This is a genomic window from Flavivirga algicola, assembly GCF_012910715.1.
In the GTDB taxonomy this organism is placed as follows: Bacteria; Bacteroidota; Bacteroidia; order Flavobacteriales; family Flavobacteriaceae; genus Flavivirga; species Flavivirga algicola.
The window spans coordinates 125,492-142,981 of record NZ_JABBHF010000010.1 but is presented as its reverse complement, the minus strand read 5'-3'; the positions used below and the strand labels follow the sequence as shown (position 1 = coordinate 142,981).

Below are 17,490 nucleotides of genomic sequence, written 5' to 3'. Positions count from 1 at the left end.
AAGCACAATTTCTAAGTGCGAAGCTCAATTTTATTTTTTTGTGTAAACTGATATATAGCTCCCCATAAGTCCCGAATATTATTCGTTTGCAAACGACTACAATCATTTACAAACGATTTTAAATAAGTAAGTACCGAATAACATTTGGGAGCTGCTCCATCTTTGCAGTGTCGAAACATAAGAACTCGATAGTATTAACTGTTTAACATTAAAACTTAAAATTATGAACACGCTTAGAAACAAAGTACAGTTGATTGGTAACTTAGGAAACGATCCAGAAATTATTAATCTGGAATCTGGAAAAACACTGGCTAAATTTGCTATCGCCACTAATGAAAGCTATACCAATAATAACGGTGAAAAAATTACGGAAACACAATGGCACAATGTGGTAGCCTGGGGCAAAACAGCCGAAATTATTGAAAAATATATCACCAAAGGAAAAGAAATTGCTATTGAAGGCAAATTGACTTCACGTAGTTATGACGATAAAGAAGGCAATAAACGATATATCACAGAAGTTGTTTGCAATGAATTATTGATGTTGGGAAGCAAGTAATTTAGATGGGCTTAAAGGTAAACACAATAACTTTTGAGCCCTTATTATTTTTTAGCATTATCGACATTATAATAACCACCCTTATTCTCTTTTCTATCTAAAGATTGCCTAATGATCAAGTGCGATACATTAATCATATTACGCAGTTCGCAAAGCGACGTGGTTATTTTAGATTCTTTGTAAAGATCTTCAACTTCATTATAAATTAAATCTAAATGCTTGATAGCTCTTTTTAAACGCTTATTACTTCTTACAATCCCAACGTAATTACGCATTAAAGCCTGTAATTGCTTTAGGTTATGCTGTATTAAAATATGTTCTTCGGGAATGGTCGTGCCTTCATCATTCCAATCTGGAATATGAACGTCTAAAGATTTATATTCTTTTTTAGAGTGGTGCTTAAAGATATTATGAGCATAAACCAAAGCTTCTAATAATGAATTTGATGCCAGCCTATTAGCACCGTGTAAACCCGTTCTTGTACATTCTCCACAAGCAAATAGGTTATCGATAGTTGTTTTTCCTTTTTTATTAACTTTAATACCTCCGCATAAATAGTGAGATGCCGGAATAACGGGAATCCAATCGGTTTCAATATTTATATGGCGCTCTAAACACTTTTTATAAATATTTGGAAAATGATTTTTAAAGGCTTCAATATCTAAATGCGTACAATCTAAATACACATGTGGCTCTCCAGACTTCTTCAATTCACTATCTATACTTTGAGACACAATATCTCTGGAAGCTAGTTCTGCACGCTCATCATAATCAGGCATAAAACGATAGCCTTTTTTATTCCGAAGATAAGCTCCAAAACCTCTAACAGCCTCTGAAATTAGAAATGCCGACTCCCCTTTTTCTTCATACAAAGCTGTAGGATGAAACTGCACAAACTCCATGTCTTTAATCCGCGCCTTAGCCCTATAAGCCATCGCAATCCCATCTCCTGTTGCAATAACTGGATTTGTGGTGTGTCCATAAACGCAACCAATACCTCCAGAAGCAAGCAGGGTGCTATTTGCTTTTATGGTAAAAATATCACCTGAATTTTGATTAAATATATAGGCTCCAAAACACACTAAGGGCTCATATTCATAATCTTTAACATGGTGATTGGTAACCAAATCTATAGCGAAATGGTGCGGTAAAATAGTAATATTGGATAGCTGGTGTGCTCTTTCTAATAGTGCTCGCTCTATCTCATAACCCGTAATATCTTTATGATGAACCACACGATACTCTGAATGACCGCCTTCTTTTCCTAAATCGAATTCTCCACTGGCATTAACATCAAAATTGGCTCCCCAAAGCAATAATTCCTCCAGTCGTTTTGGACCTTCTTTTATAACCAACTTAACAACATCTTCTTTACACAAACCATCGCCAGCAATTAAAGTATCCTTAATATGTTTTTTAAAGGAATCCTGTTCTTTATCTAAAACCACAGCCACGCCACCTTGGGCATATTTAGTATTAGATTCGTCTTCGTTAGCCTTGGTAACAATAACGACCTTTCTATCTGGAAATTTTTCTGCAATTTTAACCGAAAATGTTAAACCTGCTATTCCTGAGCCAATAACTAAATAATCTGTAGTAACCATATCCTATTTAGATAGTTCTAACATACGTTCAATAGGCAGCAAGGCTTTTTTTCTAATGGGTTCTGGTACTTCAATCTGTGGTGATTCGTTTAATAAGCAATCATACAATTTTTGCATGGTATTCATTTTCATAAAATGACACTCACTACAAGCACAGGTGTTATCTTCTACGGCTGGGGCAGGGACAAGCTCCGTATATGGCATTTCTTGTTGCATTTTATGTAAAATGCCTGCTTCTGTAGCCACTATAAATTTCTCTTCCTGATGTTCTTTTACATAGTTTATCATCCCTGAGGTAGAACCAATATAGGTTGCCGTATTTAAAATATGTTCTTCAGATTCGGGATGTGCAATGATTTTGTAATCTGGATACTTTTTATGCAATTCAATCAATTTATCCATTGAAAAGGCTTCATGCACAATACAGCTCCCATCCCAAAGCAACATATCCCTTCCTGTTTCTTTAATGACATACTTCCCGAGATTCTTATCTGGTGCAAAAATGATAGGTGTATCTTTTGGAACCGATTCAACAATTTTCAAAGCATTTGAAGAGGTACATACAATATCGCTCAATGCCTTAATTTCTGCCGAACAGTTTACATAAGTAATAACAACATGATCTGGGTGTGCTTTTGTGAATTTTTCAAAGCTGTCTGGTGGACATGAGTCTGCCAAAGAGCACCCCGCATTTAAATCTGGCAACACCACTGTTTTTGTAGGGTTTAATATTTTGGCTGTTTCTGCCATAAAATGAACCCCAGCAAACACAATAACATCAGCATCTGTTTCGGCTGCTTTTTGTGACAAACCCAAACTGTCTCCCACATAATCTGCTATATCCTGTATTTCTGCAACTTGATAATAGTGTGCCAGAATTACAGCATTTTTTTCTTTTTTAAGACGTTTTATTTCTTTAACTAAATCCATGTTATTAATATTCACTGCATTACGCAACAATATAATGTTACTATAACATTATTATTTTGCAAATATCTTAATTAAAATTGTATTGAAAATCACCTAACGCTAAAAATTAAGAAGAAATTAAACATCTTCAAAAAAATCATGAGATAGAAGTACCTAACTTAAATAAAAGCTTTATTATTTCATAAAAACAGAATGGAATTGTTTCAAAAAATATGTGTCTTCACTATATTTTAACTTTTTAATGGTAAATTTTCAATCTCGACTTTAATGAGACTTAAGGTTCTCTCACTTGCATCCAATTCATTTAGGACAACTTCCTTAATATCTTCAAAGGTATTTTTCAACTCGTAAAACATGGTTTTATAATAAGATATGCCTTCTTTCATATTGTTTGCAAAAGTTAGCAAGTACTTTTCTTCTTTTTTTGTTATCGATGTTCTTACTTCGTTTAATTTATTCTTTAAAAAGTTTATATAAATATCTAATTCCTTAATAAAAAAATGGGGTCTGTCATCTCTTGAAATCATATTATCTCTCCCATAAATATGGTCTGTTATATTTTTTAAGCTCATAATACTAGAATAATATGCCATATTGGGGCCAGGGCAAATAGAAACGCCCTTTCCTTCTACTTTTGTGTCTAAATTATATGCTAATAGCGCAGAAGTCCCTAAACCTACACAGGTACAGGATTTCTCTATTATTTTATTAAATTTAGCTTGGTACTCTTCTAATGGCAATTCTTGCTCGTCTAATTCTTTTATTTTTAAGTGTTGATATTCCCTGGAAGCCGTACAAATACCTTTTTCTTTAAACTCTTTATTTAAAGCCACAAACCTTTTAGGACAGGCACTTCCAGGCCTTCCCTTGTTGATAAATCCTTCTTTTTCGAGATCTTTTGTGTTATCCCTAAGGTTGTTAAATGGGACTCCAAGTGGCGAAATATCACTTAGGTATAAATCATCCTCTTTAGCATTGGTTAGCTTGTCCAGTGTCTTTTCGTCTACGGTTGTTGCTTCTGGAACTAACAAAAAAGGCGTTCCCCAACCTACTGAGTCTAATTGGTATTCTTTTATTAAAAACGTGTGCTCTTCTTGTGTTCCAACACCTCCTTGTGCAGAAATTTTCATAGTCAATGCTGTTTTAGGAACAACACGTCCCTGATTTATTAATTCTTGATTTAATAAATCTTGAATGGTACTTCTTAATGCTTCACGTTTTTCTTTGAATTCGGCTAAAACTGGCCCCAAAAGATATCCGTTAGTAGCAAAGGCATGACCGCCACAGTTTAACCCAGACTCTATTCTATATTCCGAAACCCATAAACCTTTTTTTGCCAAAAACTTCCCTTGTATTAATGCCGATTTATAGTCACTTACTTTTAAAATGATTGTTTTTTTAAAAACGCCTTGTTCTGTTGGATAAAAATCATCAAATTGTCCCATATAACTATATAATCTGGGATTCATCCCAGCAGAAAGCACTACAGAAGAGTTTAATTTACTATTTACAAAACCTCTTAAAGCAGCATGGGCATCGTTATACTCAACAGATAACTTTTCATCTTTAACATAATTATCTTTATCAACTTTAGTCATGATATTAACATCAATACTCCCCTTGACCAGGTTTTTAATAGTCCACTTTTTTATTTCGGAAACATTAAATCCTTTTTCTGTAAGTTTTTTAAATTCTGTTTTTAATGAAGCTCCATTAGGAAGCATGCTTATATAAGCCTTTAAATCATCGCTCTTTTTAATCCCTATATTTTTTAAATCTTCAAATTTCTTATCGGCAATATCATGAACCAAATTTAAATACGATGTAATTCGTTTTGCTCTAAAATCCTGCACTTTATCTGTAATCTCATTATAAGGGATTTCAAACTTCTCACTATACATCTTTCTTAACTTCTCAAGTAAAATATCATCTACCAAAGAAATAACCGAATCCATACCATATTGGGCAACTTTTAAAGGCGTATCAACAGTAAAGCCAATACCCATAACGGGAATGTGAAATGAATGTATTTTTTTCATCTAACTATATTTATTTCTATTCGTTTTAAATTTTATTAAACGCCGAAGATATTGGTTAAACTTATCACCAAGTATGACTTTTATCATACCTCTTTAATAGAATTAACATTTATCTATAAAAAATATCCTAAGTTAAAGGGCTTTTTTCATTATTAAGAATCTCGTTAAGTAAGCGTTTTATTTAATTATTCACAATAAGAATTCATCAAACTAAAAAAATTGATAAATCTTAATCGAGCCTGTGTTCCTTAATGAAAGCTTCACTATTTTTACAGCTAATTTTCATAGAACGAAATTATGTCTGTAGAACCTAAACTAACGAGATTTAATCAAACAGTATTGTCAAAGTACCAGATATACAACAGTATATTTATGACATTACCTTTTGATTCTATAACAAAAACAGGGGTTTTACTCCCTTTATTTCATGAAACCTGTGAAAAAGGTTTTAAAAGGGGGGATGATCCTACTACTATTGTTGAAACGTTTTTTGAAAAATACCAAGCGCGAAGAAATAAAGAAAGCCAGATAAACTTATTATTTAGGTTTATACAATATATTGAAAGACAAGTTGTTTTATTTGACGCCATTGAAGATGCTGCATACTCCGTAGTAAACAACATGGATGGTGTTGGTACCCTAAGAAACTTAAAAGGAACTGCAAGATCTGAAGGAAAATTAGAGGAATTAAAAAACTTTTTGGAAGAATTTAAAGTTCGTATTGTTTTAACAGCCCACCCTACACAATTTTATCCTGGTTCGGTTTTAGGAATTATCACAAATTTAACACAGGCTATCGAGGAAGATAATCTTTCTGAAATTCAAAACCTGTTTGCTCAATTAGGCAAAACACCTTTCTTTAAACACAAGAAACCAACACCTTATGATGAAGCGAAAAGCTTAATCTGGTATTTGGAAAATGTATTTTACAAAACTTTTGGTGATATATACAACTACATTCAAACCAATATTTATGCAGATGGAAAAAAGCATAACGATATTATAAATATTGGATTCTGGCCAGGTGGTGACAGAGATGGAAACCCTTTTGTAAAACCAGAAACCACTTTAAAAGTTGCCAAAAAACTTAAACGATCTATCCTTAAGAAATATTACCAAGATCTTAAAGTATTGAGACGTAAACTTACATTTAGAGGTGTTGAAGAGCGTGTTATAAAACTTGAGACCATACTTTATAAGTACAGTATTGATTTAAACTACAAAAAGGCTATTACCGAAAAAGAGCTTATCCTTGAATTATTAAGTATAAGAAATTTGGTCGTTAAGGAGCATCAATCCCTTTATGTTAATGAATTAAACCATATTATAAATAGGGTGCATCTTTTCGGTTATAGATTTGCAACTCTGGATATAAGACAGGATAGCAGGATTCATCATTCTGTTTTCACTACGGTCATAGATCATTTAATCCAATCTGGTAATAGTTCATTTCCTGAAAATTATCATGACTTATCTGAAGAAGAGCAAATTAAAATATTATCTGAAGTATCAGATACTTCTATAGACATAAGTGTTTTTGAAGATGAAATGGTTTCTAATACATTAAAAACCATTCAGGTTATTAAAGAAATACAGGAGCTTAATGGTGAACGTGGTGCCAACAGATATATTATAAGCAACAATCAGACTGCTTTAAATGTTATGCAGCTTTTTGCGATGCTTAAAGTGGTTGCATTTAAAGATAATTTAACGGTAGATGTTGTTCCTCTTTTTGAAACGATTACCGATTTAGAAAATGCCCCTAGTGTTATGGAACAACTGTACACCAATCCTGCATACAGAGCGCATTTAAAAAACAGAGACAATAAACAACCTATCATGCTGGGATTCTCAGACGGAACAAAAGATGGTGGGTATTTAATGGCCAACTGGGGTATTTACAAAGCCAAAGAATTGCTAACAGAAATGTCTAGAAAATACGATATCACAGCGATATTCTTTGATGGTCGTGGGGGACCACCAGCCAGAGGAGGCGGTAAGACACATAATTTCTACTCTTCGTTAGGTCCAACTATTGAAGATAAGGAAGTACAGCTTACCATTCAAGGTCAAACGGTGAGTTCTAATTTTGGGACACTTGATTCTTCTCAGTACAACTTAGAGCAATTAATAAGTTCTGGTATCAAGAATAGAATAGATGGAGAGAAAAACAAAATGTCTGATGAAGACAGAGTGGTCATGAGCGATCTTGCAGAAACAAGCTATCAAACTTATAAAAACTTTAAAAGCCACCCCATGTTTATTCCATATTTGGAACGCATGAGTACTTTAAAATACTATGCCAAAACAAATATTGGTAGTAGGCCATCAAAACGATCTAATTCTAGTGAGTTGGTGTTTTCAGACCTAAGAGCCATTCCGTTTGTAGGTTCCTGGAGTCAATTAAAACAGAACGTTCCTGGTTTCTTTGGTGTTGGTACCGCCCTAAAAATCTATGAAGACAATGGCGAATTTGATAAGGTAGAGCAACTTTATAATAATTCGAAATTCTTTAAAACACTATTGGAGAACAGCATGATGTCTTTATCGAAATCATTTTTCGATTTAACAAAATACATGTCAAAAGATGAGGAGTTTGGTGCGTTTTGGAACATCATTTACGAAGAGTACTTAACAACCAAAAGGCTACTGCTAAAACTAACTGGCTATAAAGAATTAATGGAAAACGAGCCTGCTGGAAAAGCTTCTATTGAAGTTAGAGAATCTATTGTATTGCCTTTATTAACCATACAGCAGTATGCACTTAAAAAAATTCAAGAATTACAAAAAGCAGATGTAAAAGACGAAGAACAGTTAAGAATTTTTGAGAAGATAGTTACGCGTTCTTTATTTGGTAATATTAATGCGAGTCGAAATTCGGCGTAAATACACATCATAAATAATATTAGGTAAAATAAAATGCTATAATGAAGCCTTCGGTTAATCGAAGGCTTTATTTTTGTATAGCTGAATCAAAATAAAACATCATAGGGGATCAGACCTGACAGGTTTTTTAAACCTGTCAGGTCTCTTTTGTCTATATAAAGCACCAGCATCGTTTATGTCACATTATTCTGATTTAGCTTTGCATCAGATTTTAACCATTCAGATAGCCCATTAAGTTCAGCATGTGGATAACTAACCAAAAGCAACTTACTAAGCAAATACATGATACTTTGCATTTGTTCGTTTTTATATTGCCTTTTTTCTAATTGAGACAAGAGCAACGTCAACGTACATTCAAGCAATGATTCCTGCATATAACTGAGTTCATTTAAGTCTGCAATGGGCAGTTTTATATACACTTGCCTAGTTTCAGGATCTGTTTGCAGTGTATGTCTATGACTTATGGTAAATTCGTTTGGTTTCATTTTATAGTTTTTAGGTTTAGCTACTTTTATTTGATTAATGAATTCAAATATAACAAAAAACAACACATATATGTGTTTATTATATTGATTGTTAAAGCTGAATTTAGATTCGTGAAATCTAAAGACCATAAATACATAAAAGCTTTTGGTAAGCATTTGAGGAAATTAAGAAAGGAAAACAACTTATCTCAGGAAGATTTAGCTAATGATGCAGATATTCCTATTAATCAAATAGGTAGAATAGAAAGGGCAGAAATTAATACTACGCTTTCTACAATGCGAGCAATTTCCAAAGCTTTAAATATTCATATTACAGAGTTATTTGATTTTGATAAATAATTATCCCTTCCGTTGAGTTATCGCTGATCGTAATAATACTAAAAAATGAACAATAAAGATTTCTTTATAAAACAACTAGAATATATACTTTCAGAATATCAAACTTTTGAGAACCATTGCCAATATGAAGACCTTTCGGACAAAAAGAATACAGTCGAAATGGGGGTTCTTATCTCCAAATCAATTTCAACAATTGAAAGAATTACAAGTAATAAATCTGAATATTATAAATTAATCCAAATGGCATATGACCCTAAAAATGCGCGTCAATACCCTCATACTGGATTAATTTTAAAACATATTATTGGTATTATTGAAGCCTTAAAACATGATTTAGAAAATGATTATCTAAAATCTCTTTCTGAAATAATACATAGTAATCTGTTTTCGGGTTATATTGATATGGCTACTCACTTGCTAGAGAAAGGATATAAAGACCCTGCGGCAGTTTTAACTGGTTCAACTCTTGAAAATCATTTAAGGAATCTATGTATTAAATATGATATTCAGGTAGAGTATGAAAATCCTAAAGGCAAAATCGTTTTCAAAAAAGCGGATTCTATGAATATCGAACTTGCAAAAAAAGAAGTATATAATAAAACATTTCAAAAACAGGTTACCGCATGGCTTGATTTAAGAAATAATGCCGCACACGGAAAATACGACCAATTCAGAGAAGCTGAAGTTAAATTAATGATTTCTGGAATCTTAAATTTCATTCAATTATACTCTGCATAAAACAACAAAAGAACTTTCCTTTCCTTAGCTCTCTTCGCTCTAGCTGGCTCTTATCCGTGTCGAGGATAACAACAATTTATATCTAAATATCACAAAATACCTTCTGAAATATAAGACATAAAAGACATAATCATCAGGTTCTAAGCCTTACTGCTTGTTCTAAAAACTATTACAATAAAAAAGGATGCCCTAACAGACATCCTTTTTTTAACACTAACTAAAAATTTATTTAATGCTCATTCATTCTAAAATCAGCGTAAGCACTCATACCATGTTCGTGCCCATCTAATCCTTCCAATTCTTCTTTTTCAGAAACTCTTATTCCAACTGTTTTCTTCATTACAAAGAATATTATAAATGCAGAAGGCACACAAATAGCTGCATAAGATAAAATGCCTATTAATTGACTAATTAACTGATCTACACCAGCTAATGCGCCAAAAATCCCAACTGCTAATGTACCCCAGATACCACAAATTAAGTGAACGGCAATAGCTCCAACAGGATCATCTAATTTAATTCTATCAATAAAGCTTACAGCAAATACGATTAATGCACCAGCAATAGCACCAATGATGATGGCATCCTCAGGGCTCATTTGGTCTGCTCCAGCAGTAATACCAACTAAACCACCTAATATACCATTTAAGAACATCGTTAAATCTAAATTCTTATATCTTAAGAACGATACTAAAGCAGCAATCACACCACCTGCAGCAGCAGCCAAACATGTTGTTACTAAAGTTAAAGAAGTTAACTCAGGATCTGCAGAAAGTACAGAACCACCATTAAATCCAAACCACCCTAACCAAAGGATTAATACACCTGCTGTTGCTAATGGAATATTATGTCCTGGTATCGCTTGTGGTTTACCATCTTTAAATTTACCTATTCTAGAACCTAGTAACCAAACCGCTACTAAAGCAGCCCATCCACCAACAGAGTGTACTAGTGTAGAACCTGCGAAATCGTAGAATGGTGTTTCTCTCATATCTAAGAAACCTCCACCCCATTTCCATGAACCAGCTAAAGGATAAACAAGACCTACATATATGACTGTGAAGATCATGAATGGTCCAATTTTAATACGCTCGGCAACGGCACCAGAAACAATTGTTGCAGCTGTAGCAGCAAACATCCCTTGGAACAAGAAATCGGTCCACCAAGTATACCCACCATCGGCATATTCTGGAGTCATTCCATTTTCAGGAGGTGCAATACCAAATCCTGCGAATTCGAAAAATCCAGCAGAACCTTCTTCAAATCCTGGATACATTAAGTTGAATCCTAAGATGTAGTATAATAAAAGACCAACTGTGATGATAAAAATATTCTTAAATAAAATGTTGATTGTATTTTTTTGTCTCGTTAACCCAATTTCCAAAAATGCAAATCCTGTATGCATAAAGAAAACGAGTGCTGTACAGATCATCATCCATACATTGTTAGTTGTAAGTAATTCCATAATTATATATTTTTTAGATGATGATTATTTTAAAGTGTCTCCACCTTTTTCCCCAGTTCTTATTCTGTAACATTCATTAATATCCGATACGAATATTTTTCCATCTCCAACTTCACCTGTTGCGGCCGAATTAAGAATGGCCTGAATTGTTACTTCTTCAAAATCATCATTTACAACAATCGATATATGTCTACGTTGAATATCACTCGTACTATATGATACCCCTCTGTATACATGTCCTTCTTTTTCATTTCCTAAACCGGTAACATCCCAGTAAGAGAAAAAGTTCACACCAACATCGTGTAATGCCTCTTTAACAACACGATATTTTGATTTTCTGATAATTGCTTCAATTTTTTTCATATGATATATGGTTTAATTGATTGGTTAATTAATTTTAAAAAGTAGTATTCCTAAGAAGTACTCTTAGGAATACTAGGTATTATATTATTTTTTAGAAAGAATATATAGCAGCCAATGTAAAAGCAGCTAAGCTTTTTGTAGGCTCTAAATCTGAATTAAAATAAACTTCTTCAGAATTGCTGTCTAAACGTAATTCAGGCTTAATTATTAAATTTTCTAATGTATAACTTCCTGTTAAAGTTACTGCAAATACATTTGGCTCATTAGTTGCACCATCAATCATCCAGTTAAAATACTCCCCTCTTAAACCAATAGAGAAATCATCAGAAGTTGCTAATTGCGGGTATAAAGCAGCACCATAGAATCCGTTTCCATCGTTATCTGCATAAGCTCCATTAATTCCTAAGAAGAAATCGTCAGATAAATCAAAACCACCAGTATAATCAATTTCAAATCCTAATTTGATTCCAGAATCGTAATAGAAATTTAAAAACTGACCTGCATAACCTAATTGAGCTCCAAGAGCGTAATCTCCAGTAGTATTGCTATCTATATCTGTAGCATTCATTACAGCTAACATTAAGCTAAAGTCATCAGATAAAGCAAAATCAGCTTTTAACCCTACATGAGAAAATGGTCCGTTAGAGAATAAATAAGAGGTACTGTAGTTAAAGTTCGCCGCTGGAGAAATAACTTCATATCCTAAATACGTATTAAAACGACCTAAAGTCAATGTCGTTCCTTCAGATACATTCCAGTAAGCATATAATTGATTAATATTGTTTCCAGTAATTGCAGAGTTCCCTCTTGGCCCAAAAACCACATCTGCAACTACTCCTGTTTTTTCTCCTTCGTATGAAGCAACAATGTTAGCCATACCTAAAGCAAAACCTGTTTCATCTGCAAATGAAGTTCCAAAAGATTGAAAACCTCCATCTCCACCATTGAATACTGGGTTAGTTGCATCGGTAGACGTTAAATTTGTTTTGTAATACGTATCAACTGTTCCGCTTATTGACACTTTTTTCTTTGTAGCTTCTTCTTCTTGAGCAAATAAAGCTGTGGCCATAAAAAGCATTGAAAGAGTAATTAGTTTTTTCATAATTGTTTAATTTTTAAGTTATTGATCTTTGTGTTTATTTCCAATTAATGCGGCTAAACTATATAAAAAAGATATATACCCCATAAAAAATAGGGGTAATTGGTTTAATTTTATAGATATTTCATTTTTTACCCCATTTTTTTATATGTATTTTGTTTATAATGGCGTTTTTTGAATTTTTAACAACTCAGTTATTTGAATGATTGTCAGTATTTTCTAAATTTTAATGCTGTTATTTTCATTTATTTGATTATTTGTTAGTATTAATTCAGATATCTGTATTTATTACTAAAAATTTATAGATTGAATATTTATTAAAAAACGCCTTTAATATTGATATATAATTATTTTTATCAAGACTTCGTTTCTATAATCGGAATAATGAAATACCCCTTATTGTTATTCGAATCTTAGTGCATATCTTAGCTCTCCAACTCAAGTTTTAAACCAAAATTTGTTGATTATGCTGAAGAAACAAGGACTGTATTTACCCGAATTTGAACACGAAAATTGTGGCGCAGGTTTTATTTGTAATCTTAATGGAGAAAAAACAAATCAAATCATTCATGACGCCCTAGAAATTCTCGTAAAGTTAGAACACCGTGGGGGTGTAAGTGCCGATGGGAAAACTGGTGACGGGGCTGGTTTATTAATTGATATCCCTCATGACTATTTTAAGAGAGTTTGCGGTTTTAATATCCCAGCTCAAAGAGAATATGCTGTAGGTATGGTATTTTTACCAAAAGTATCTAACCAATACCAATACTGTAAAGACACATTTGAAAAGGAAATAAAAGCACAAGGGCTTTCTATTTTAGGATGGCGAGAAGTACCTGTAGATTCTACACAATTAGGTCAAATAGCTTTAGCTTCAGAACCTAATATTGAGCAGCTTTTTGTCGGTAAAACCGAAGCCATTAGCGAAGCTGATTTTAAAGCTAAATTATATGCTGCACGTAAAATCACAGAGCATACCATCAGAAAATCGAAAATTTCCGAAAGCGCCTATTTTTATGTGCCTAGTTTATCGACTACAACCTTAATATATAAAGGTATAATAATGCCCGAAGACATTGGTCCTTATTATACTGACTTACAACAACAAGATTTAGTAACGCGTCTGGCATTGGTACACCAACGTTTTTCTACCAATACCATGCCTACCTGGGAGTTAGCACAACCATTCCGTTTTATGTGTCAGAATGGTGAAATCAATACGCTTCGGGGTAATGTTAGTAGAATGCGTGTTCGTGAAGAAATCATGAAAAGTGATGTTTTCGGACCTCAAATAGATAAGTTATTCCCTATTATATTACCAGGAAAGTCAGATTCTGCCTCTATGGATATGGTAGTCGAGCTACTAACTCATACCGACAGGTCTTTACCAGAAATCATGATGATGATGATTCCTGAAGCTTGGGAAAAGCACGAGACCATGTCTAACGACAAAAAGGCATTTTATGAGTATAATGGTTGTATTATGGAACCATGGGACGGCCCTGCATCTGTTCCTTTTACAGATGGTGACTATATTGGTGCCTTATTGGATAGAAATGGCTTAAGACCTTCTAGATATACCGTTACCAAAAGTGGTAAATTAATCATGTCATCAGAAATTGGTGTTGTAGAAATAGATGCCGAAGATGTAGAAAGACATGGCCGATTGGAACCAGGAAAAATGTTCTTGGTAGATATGAACGAGGGACGTATTATCGAAGACGAAGAAATTAAGAGCAAAATTGTTTCGGAAAGACCTTATAAAGCATGGTTGGACAAAACAAGGTTACACTTAAAAGACGTTCCTTATACAAACGAAACCTGTCCTATTGAAACCATAGATATTAAAACACGTCAACGTTTATTTAATTATACGTTTGAAGATATCCAAGAAGTTATCACCCCTATGGCTATTGTAGGCAAAGAAGCCTTAGGCTCTATGGGAATTGATACGCCTTTAGCCGTTTTATCAGACAGACCTCAGCTTATCTCAAACTACTTTAAACAATTATTTGCACAAGTTACCAATCCGCCATTAGATGGTATTCGTGAAGAGATTGTAACCGATATTAGTTTAAATCTTGGTAAAGACAGGAATATTTTCAGCATTACAGAAAGACAGTGTAGAAAACTTAGAATTCAAAACCCTGTTATCTCTAATGCCGATTTAGAAAAAATAAGAACCATTCAAATTGAAAGTTTTAAAGCAGAGACCATTCAAATGCTTTACCCTAAAGCACAAGGATTAAATGGTTTGGAAGATGCTTTAGAAGATATCATCAAACAAGTTGAAAAAGCATTAGAAAGAAAAACGAATATCATAATTCTTTCAGATAGAGGTGTTAACCAAGATTTTGCACCTATCCCCGCTTTATTAGCATGTTCTTATGTAAACCATCAATTGAATCGTCTGCGTAAGCGTTCTTATTTCGATATTATTATTGAATCTGCAGAACCTCGCGAACCTCATCATTTTGCTACCTTATTTGGTTATGGCGCTAGTGCCATCAATCCATATATGGTAAACGAAATTATCAGAATGCAAGTAAAAGAAGGCTTCATTACTGGTATGGACGAGCAAAAAGCAGTTGATAATTTCAATAAAGCTATTGGAAAAGGGATTTTAAAAATTATGAACAAAATAGGAATCTCTACATTACATTCTTATAGAGGTTCTCAAATCTTCGAAATTGTTGGTTTCAATTCTCAATTTGTAGAAAAATATTTCCCTTATACAGCTTCCAGAATTGAAGGTATTGGCTTATATGAAATTGAAAAAGAAATTAACGAGCGTTACAAGCAAGCTTATCCAGACAATACCATTGATAAGCGTTTAGGTTTAAACATTGGTGGTGATTACCGATGGAGACGTAATGGTGAAAGACACCTATTTAACCCGACTACTGTTGCTAAACTACAACAAGCCGTTAGGTTGAGCGACCAAGCAAGTTACGATGTTTACTCAAAAGCTATCAACGAGCAATCGGAAAACTTAATGACCATTCGTGGCTTATTTGAGTTTGACAATTTAAACCCGATTCCATTGGAAGAGGTTGAGCCTTGGACAGAAATTGTTAAGCGTTTTAAAACAGGGGCCATGTCTTATGGTTCCATTTCCAGAGAGGCGCACGAAAATTTAGCAATTGCCATGAACCGAATTGGTGGTAAATCAAATTCTGGTGAAGGTGGAGAAGACAGAAAACGTTTTCAAAAAGATATCAATGGCGATAGCCGTAACTCAGCCATAAAACAAGTGGCATCAGGTCGTTTTGGCGTGACTTCACATTATTTGACTAATGCGAAAGAAATTCAAATTAAAATGGCACAAGGTGCAAAGCCTGGAGAAGGCGGACAATTACCTGGTGAAAAAGTATTGCCATGGATTGCTGCTGCCAGAAACTCAACACCTTTTGTAGGTTTAATTTCGCCACCACCACATCACGATATTTATTCTATTGAAGATTTAGCACAATTAATTTTCGATTTAAAAAATGCCAATCGAGACGCCAGAGTTAATGTTAAGTTAGTGTCAGAAGTTGGTGTAGGCACCATTGCCGCTGGGGTTTCAAAAGCCAAAGCCGATGTGGTCTTAATTTCTGGTTATGATGGTGGTACAGGAGCTTCTCCTTTAACATCGTTAAAACACGCTGGGTTACCATGGGAGCTTGGTTTAGCTGAAGCGCAACAAACCCTGGTTTTAAATAAACTAAGAAGTCGAATTGTTGTAGAATGTGACGGCCAATTAAAAACAGGACGTGATGTAGCCGTAGCTGCGTTGCTGGGTGCTGAAGAATTTGGATTTGCTACAGCGCCTTTAGTGGCTTCTGGTTGTATTATGATGCGCAAGTGTCACTTAAACACCTGCCCTGTTGGTATCGCAACACAAGATAAAGAGTTGCGTAAAAACTTTAAAGGAACACCTGAGCACGTTATTAACTTCTTCTTCTACATTGCTGAAGAATTAAGAGGCATCATGGCACAATTAGGTTTTAGAACTGTAGCAGAAATGGTTGGTCAAACACATAAGATTAATGCCAACAAAGCCATTAAGCATTATAAAGCAAAAGGTTTAGATCTATCTAGTATTTTACACAGACCTTCTGTTTACAACCAGCTTACCATTAGAAATACAGAAACGCAGGATCATAATTTAGATGGTGTTTTAGATCACAAAATATTAAAAGACTCTCATAGAGCTTTATATAGAAAAGAGAAAACGAACTTAGCATACCCAATAAAAAATATTAATAGAACCGTTGGTGCTATTGTTAGTAATGAAATATCAAAAATTTATGGTCATTTAGGTTTACCTGAAGACACATTAAATATAAACTTCACGGGTTCTGCTGGTCAAAGTTTTGGTGCATTTGGGGCACACGGACTAACATTTACCGTAGAAGGAAATACGAACGATTATTTAGGTAAAGGTTTGTCTGGAGCCAAATTAATCATCAAAAAACCTGCAAAAGCAGATTTCATAGCAGAAAATAATATTATAGTTGGTAATGTCTGCTTGTTCGGTGCCGTAGAAGGTGAAGCGTATATTAACGGAATTGCTGGTGAACGTTTTGCCGTGCGTAATTCTGGGGCAAAAGCAGTTGTAGAAGGCGTAGGTGATCATTGTTGTGAATATATGACTGGAGGACAAGTCATTGTTTTAGGTAATACTGGAAGAAACTTTGCCGCTGGTATGAGTGGTGGTATTGCTTATGTTTATGATCCTGAAAATAAATTCGTAAATGGTTTATGCAATACAGAGACTATTGAATTTGAAGATATTTCGGCAGAAGATGCAGCAGATTTAAAAGCATCCATAGAAAAACACGTCCTTTATACGAATAGTAAGCGGGGTAAAGATCTATTGGCAGATTGGGATACCAGTCTGGGTAACTTTGTAAAAGTTATGCCAATAGAATACAAACGTGCCTTAATACGTTTAGAGACTGAAGAACAAATGGTAGAAGAACTAACAACAGCATAGTG

12 protein-coding genes are annotated in these 17,490 nt (G+C 34.0%); 5 read left to right on the top strand and 7 right to left on the bottom strand.

What is annotated here, in order from left to right:
• Positions 1-223: 223 nt before the first annotated feature.
• A complete protein-coding gene (locus HHX25_RS16620) occupies positions 224-559 on the top strand; it encodes a single-stranded DNA-binding protein (protein ID WP_169675825.1) in 336 nt (111 codons plus the stop codon).
• 44 nt (positions 560-603) lie between these two features.
• On the opposite strand, the gene nadB is transcribed toward HHX25_RS16620, so the two are convergent.
• The 3 genes from nadB to HHX25_RS16605 all read right to left on the bottom strand — a co-directional run bounded on the left by nadB (position 604) and on the right by HHX25_RS16605 (position 5,132).
• The gene (gene nadB, locus HHX25_RS16615; RefSeq protein WP_169675823.1) at positions 604-2,163 is read right to left on the bottom strand and encodes an L-aspartate oxidase; all 1,560 of its coding nucleotides are present in this window, start codon (positions 2,161-2,163) and stop codon (positions 604-606) included.
• A 3-nt stretch (positions 2,164-2,166) separates the two neighbouring features.
• Positions 2,167-3,093 carry a quinolinate synthase NadA gene (gene nadA / locus HHX25_RS16610; RefSeq protein WP_169675821.1) on the bottom strand — a complete coding sequence of 309 codons (927 nt, stop codon included), beginning with the start codon at positions 3,091-3,093 and terminating at the stop codon, positions 2,167-2,169.
• Positions 3,094-3,323: 230 nt separating this feature from the next.
• A complete protein-coding gene (locus HHX25_RS16605) occupies positions 3,324-5,132 on the bottom strand; it encodes a hypothetical protein (protein ID WP_169675819.1) in 1,809 nt (602 codons plus the stop codon).
• A gap of 297 nt (positions 5,133-5,429) precedes the next feature.
• Here HHX25_RS16605 and HHX25_RS16600 point away from each other — a divergent pair, with 297 nt between their 5' ends.
• The gene (locus HHX25_RS16600; RefSeq protein ID WP_169675817.1) at positions 5,430-8,018 is read left to right on the top strand and encodes a phosphoenolpyruvate carboxylase; all 2,589 of its coding nucleotides are present in this window, start codon (positions 5,430-5,432) and stop codon (positions 8,016-8,018) included.
• Between the two features lie 173 nt (positions 8,019-8,191).
• Here HHX25_RS16600 and HHX25_RS16595 read toward each other — a convergent pair whose 3' ends face one another.
• Positions 8,192-8,503, bottom strand: coding sequence for a hypothetical protein (locus HHX25_RS16595; protein WP_169675815.1), 312 nt, complete (start codon positions 8,501-8,503; stop codon positions 8,192-8,194).
• A gap of 111 nt (positions 8,504-8,614) precedes the next feature.
• Here HHX25_RS16595 and HHX25_RS21465 point away from each other — a divergent pair, with 111 nt between their 5' ends.
• Positions 8,615-8,842 carry a helix-turn-helix domain-containing protein gene (locus tag HHX25_RS21465; RefSeq protein WP_317169103.1) on the top strand — a complete coding sequence of 76 codons (228 nt, stop codon included), beginning with the start codon at positions 8,615-8,617 and terminating at the stop codon, positions 8,840-8,842.
• A gap of 45 nt (positions 8,843-8,887) precedes the next feature.
• Positions 8,888-9,580 (top strand): hypothetical protein, encoded by a 693-nt coding sequence (locus tag HHX25_RS16585; protein ID WP_169675811.1) that lies wholly within the window; start codon positions 8,888-8,890, stop codon positions 9,578-9,580.
• A 229-nt stretch (positions 9,581-9,809) separates the two neighbouring features.
• On the opposite strand, the gene HHX25_RS16580 is transcribed toward HHX25_RS16585, so the two are convergent.
• The 3 genes from HHX25_RS16580 to HHX25_RS16570 all read right to left on the bottom strand — a co-directional run bounded on the left by HHX25_RS16580 (position 9,810) and on the right by HHX25_RS16570 (position 12,510).
• Positions 9,810-11,045, bottom strand: a complete 1,236-nt coding sequence (locus tag HHX25_RS16580; RefSeq protein WP_169675809.1) for an ammonium transporter — start codon at positions 11,043-11,045, stop codon at positions 9,810-9,812.
• 24 nt (positions 11,046-11,069) lie between these two features.
• A complete protein-coding gene (locus tag HHX25_RS16575) occupies positions 11,070-11,408 on the bottom strand; it encodes a P-II family nitrogen regulator (RefSeq protein ID WP_169675807.1) in 339 nt (112 codons plus the stop codon).
• 91 nt (positions 11,409-11,499) lie between these two features.
• Positions 11,500-12,510, bottom strand: a complete 1,011-nt coding sequence (locus HHX25_RS16570) for an outer membrane beta-barrel protein (RefSeq protein ID WP_169675805.1) — start codon at positions 12,508-12,510, stop codon at positions 11,500-11,502.
• Positions 12,511-12,973: 463 nt separating this feature from the next.
• Here HHX25_RS16570 and gltB point away from each other — a divergent pair, with 463 nt between their 5' ends.
• Entirely contained in the window at positions 12,974-17,488 is a 4,515-nt protein-coding gene (gene gltB, locus HHX25_RS16565) for a glutamate synthase large subunit (RefSeq protein ID WP_240964559.1), read from the top strand.
• Positions 17,489-17,490: the final 2 nt, after the last annotated feature.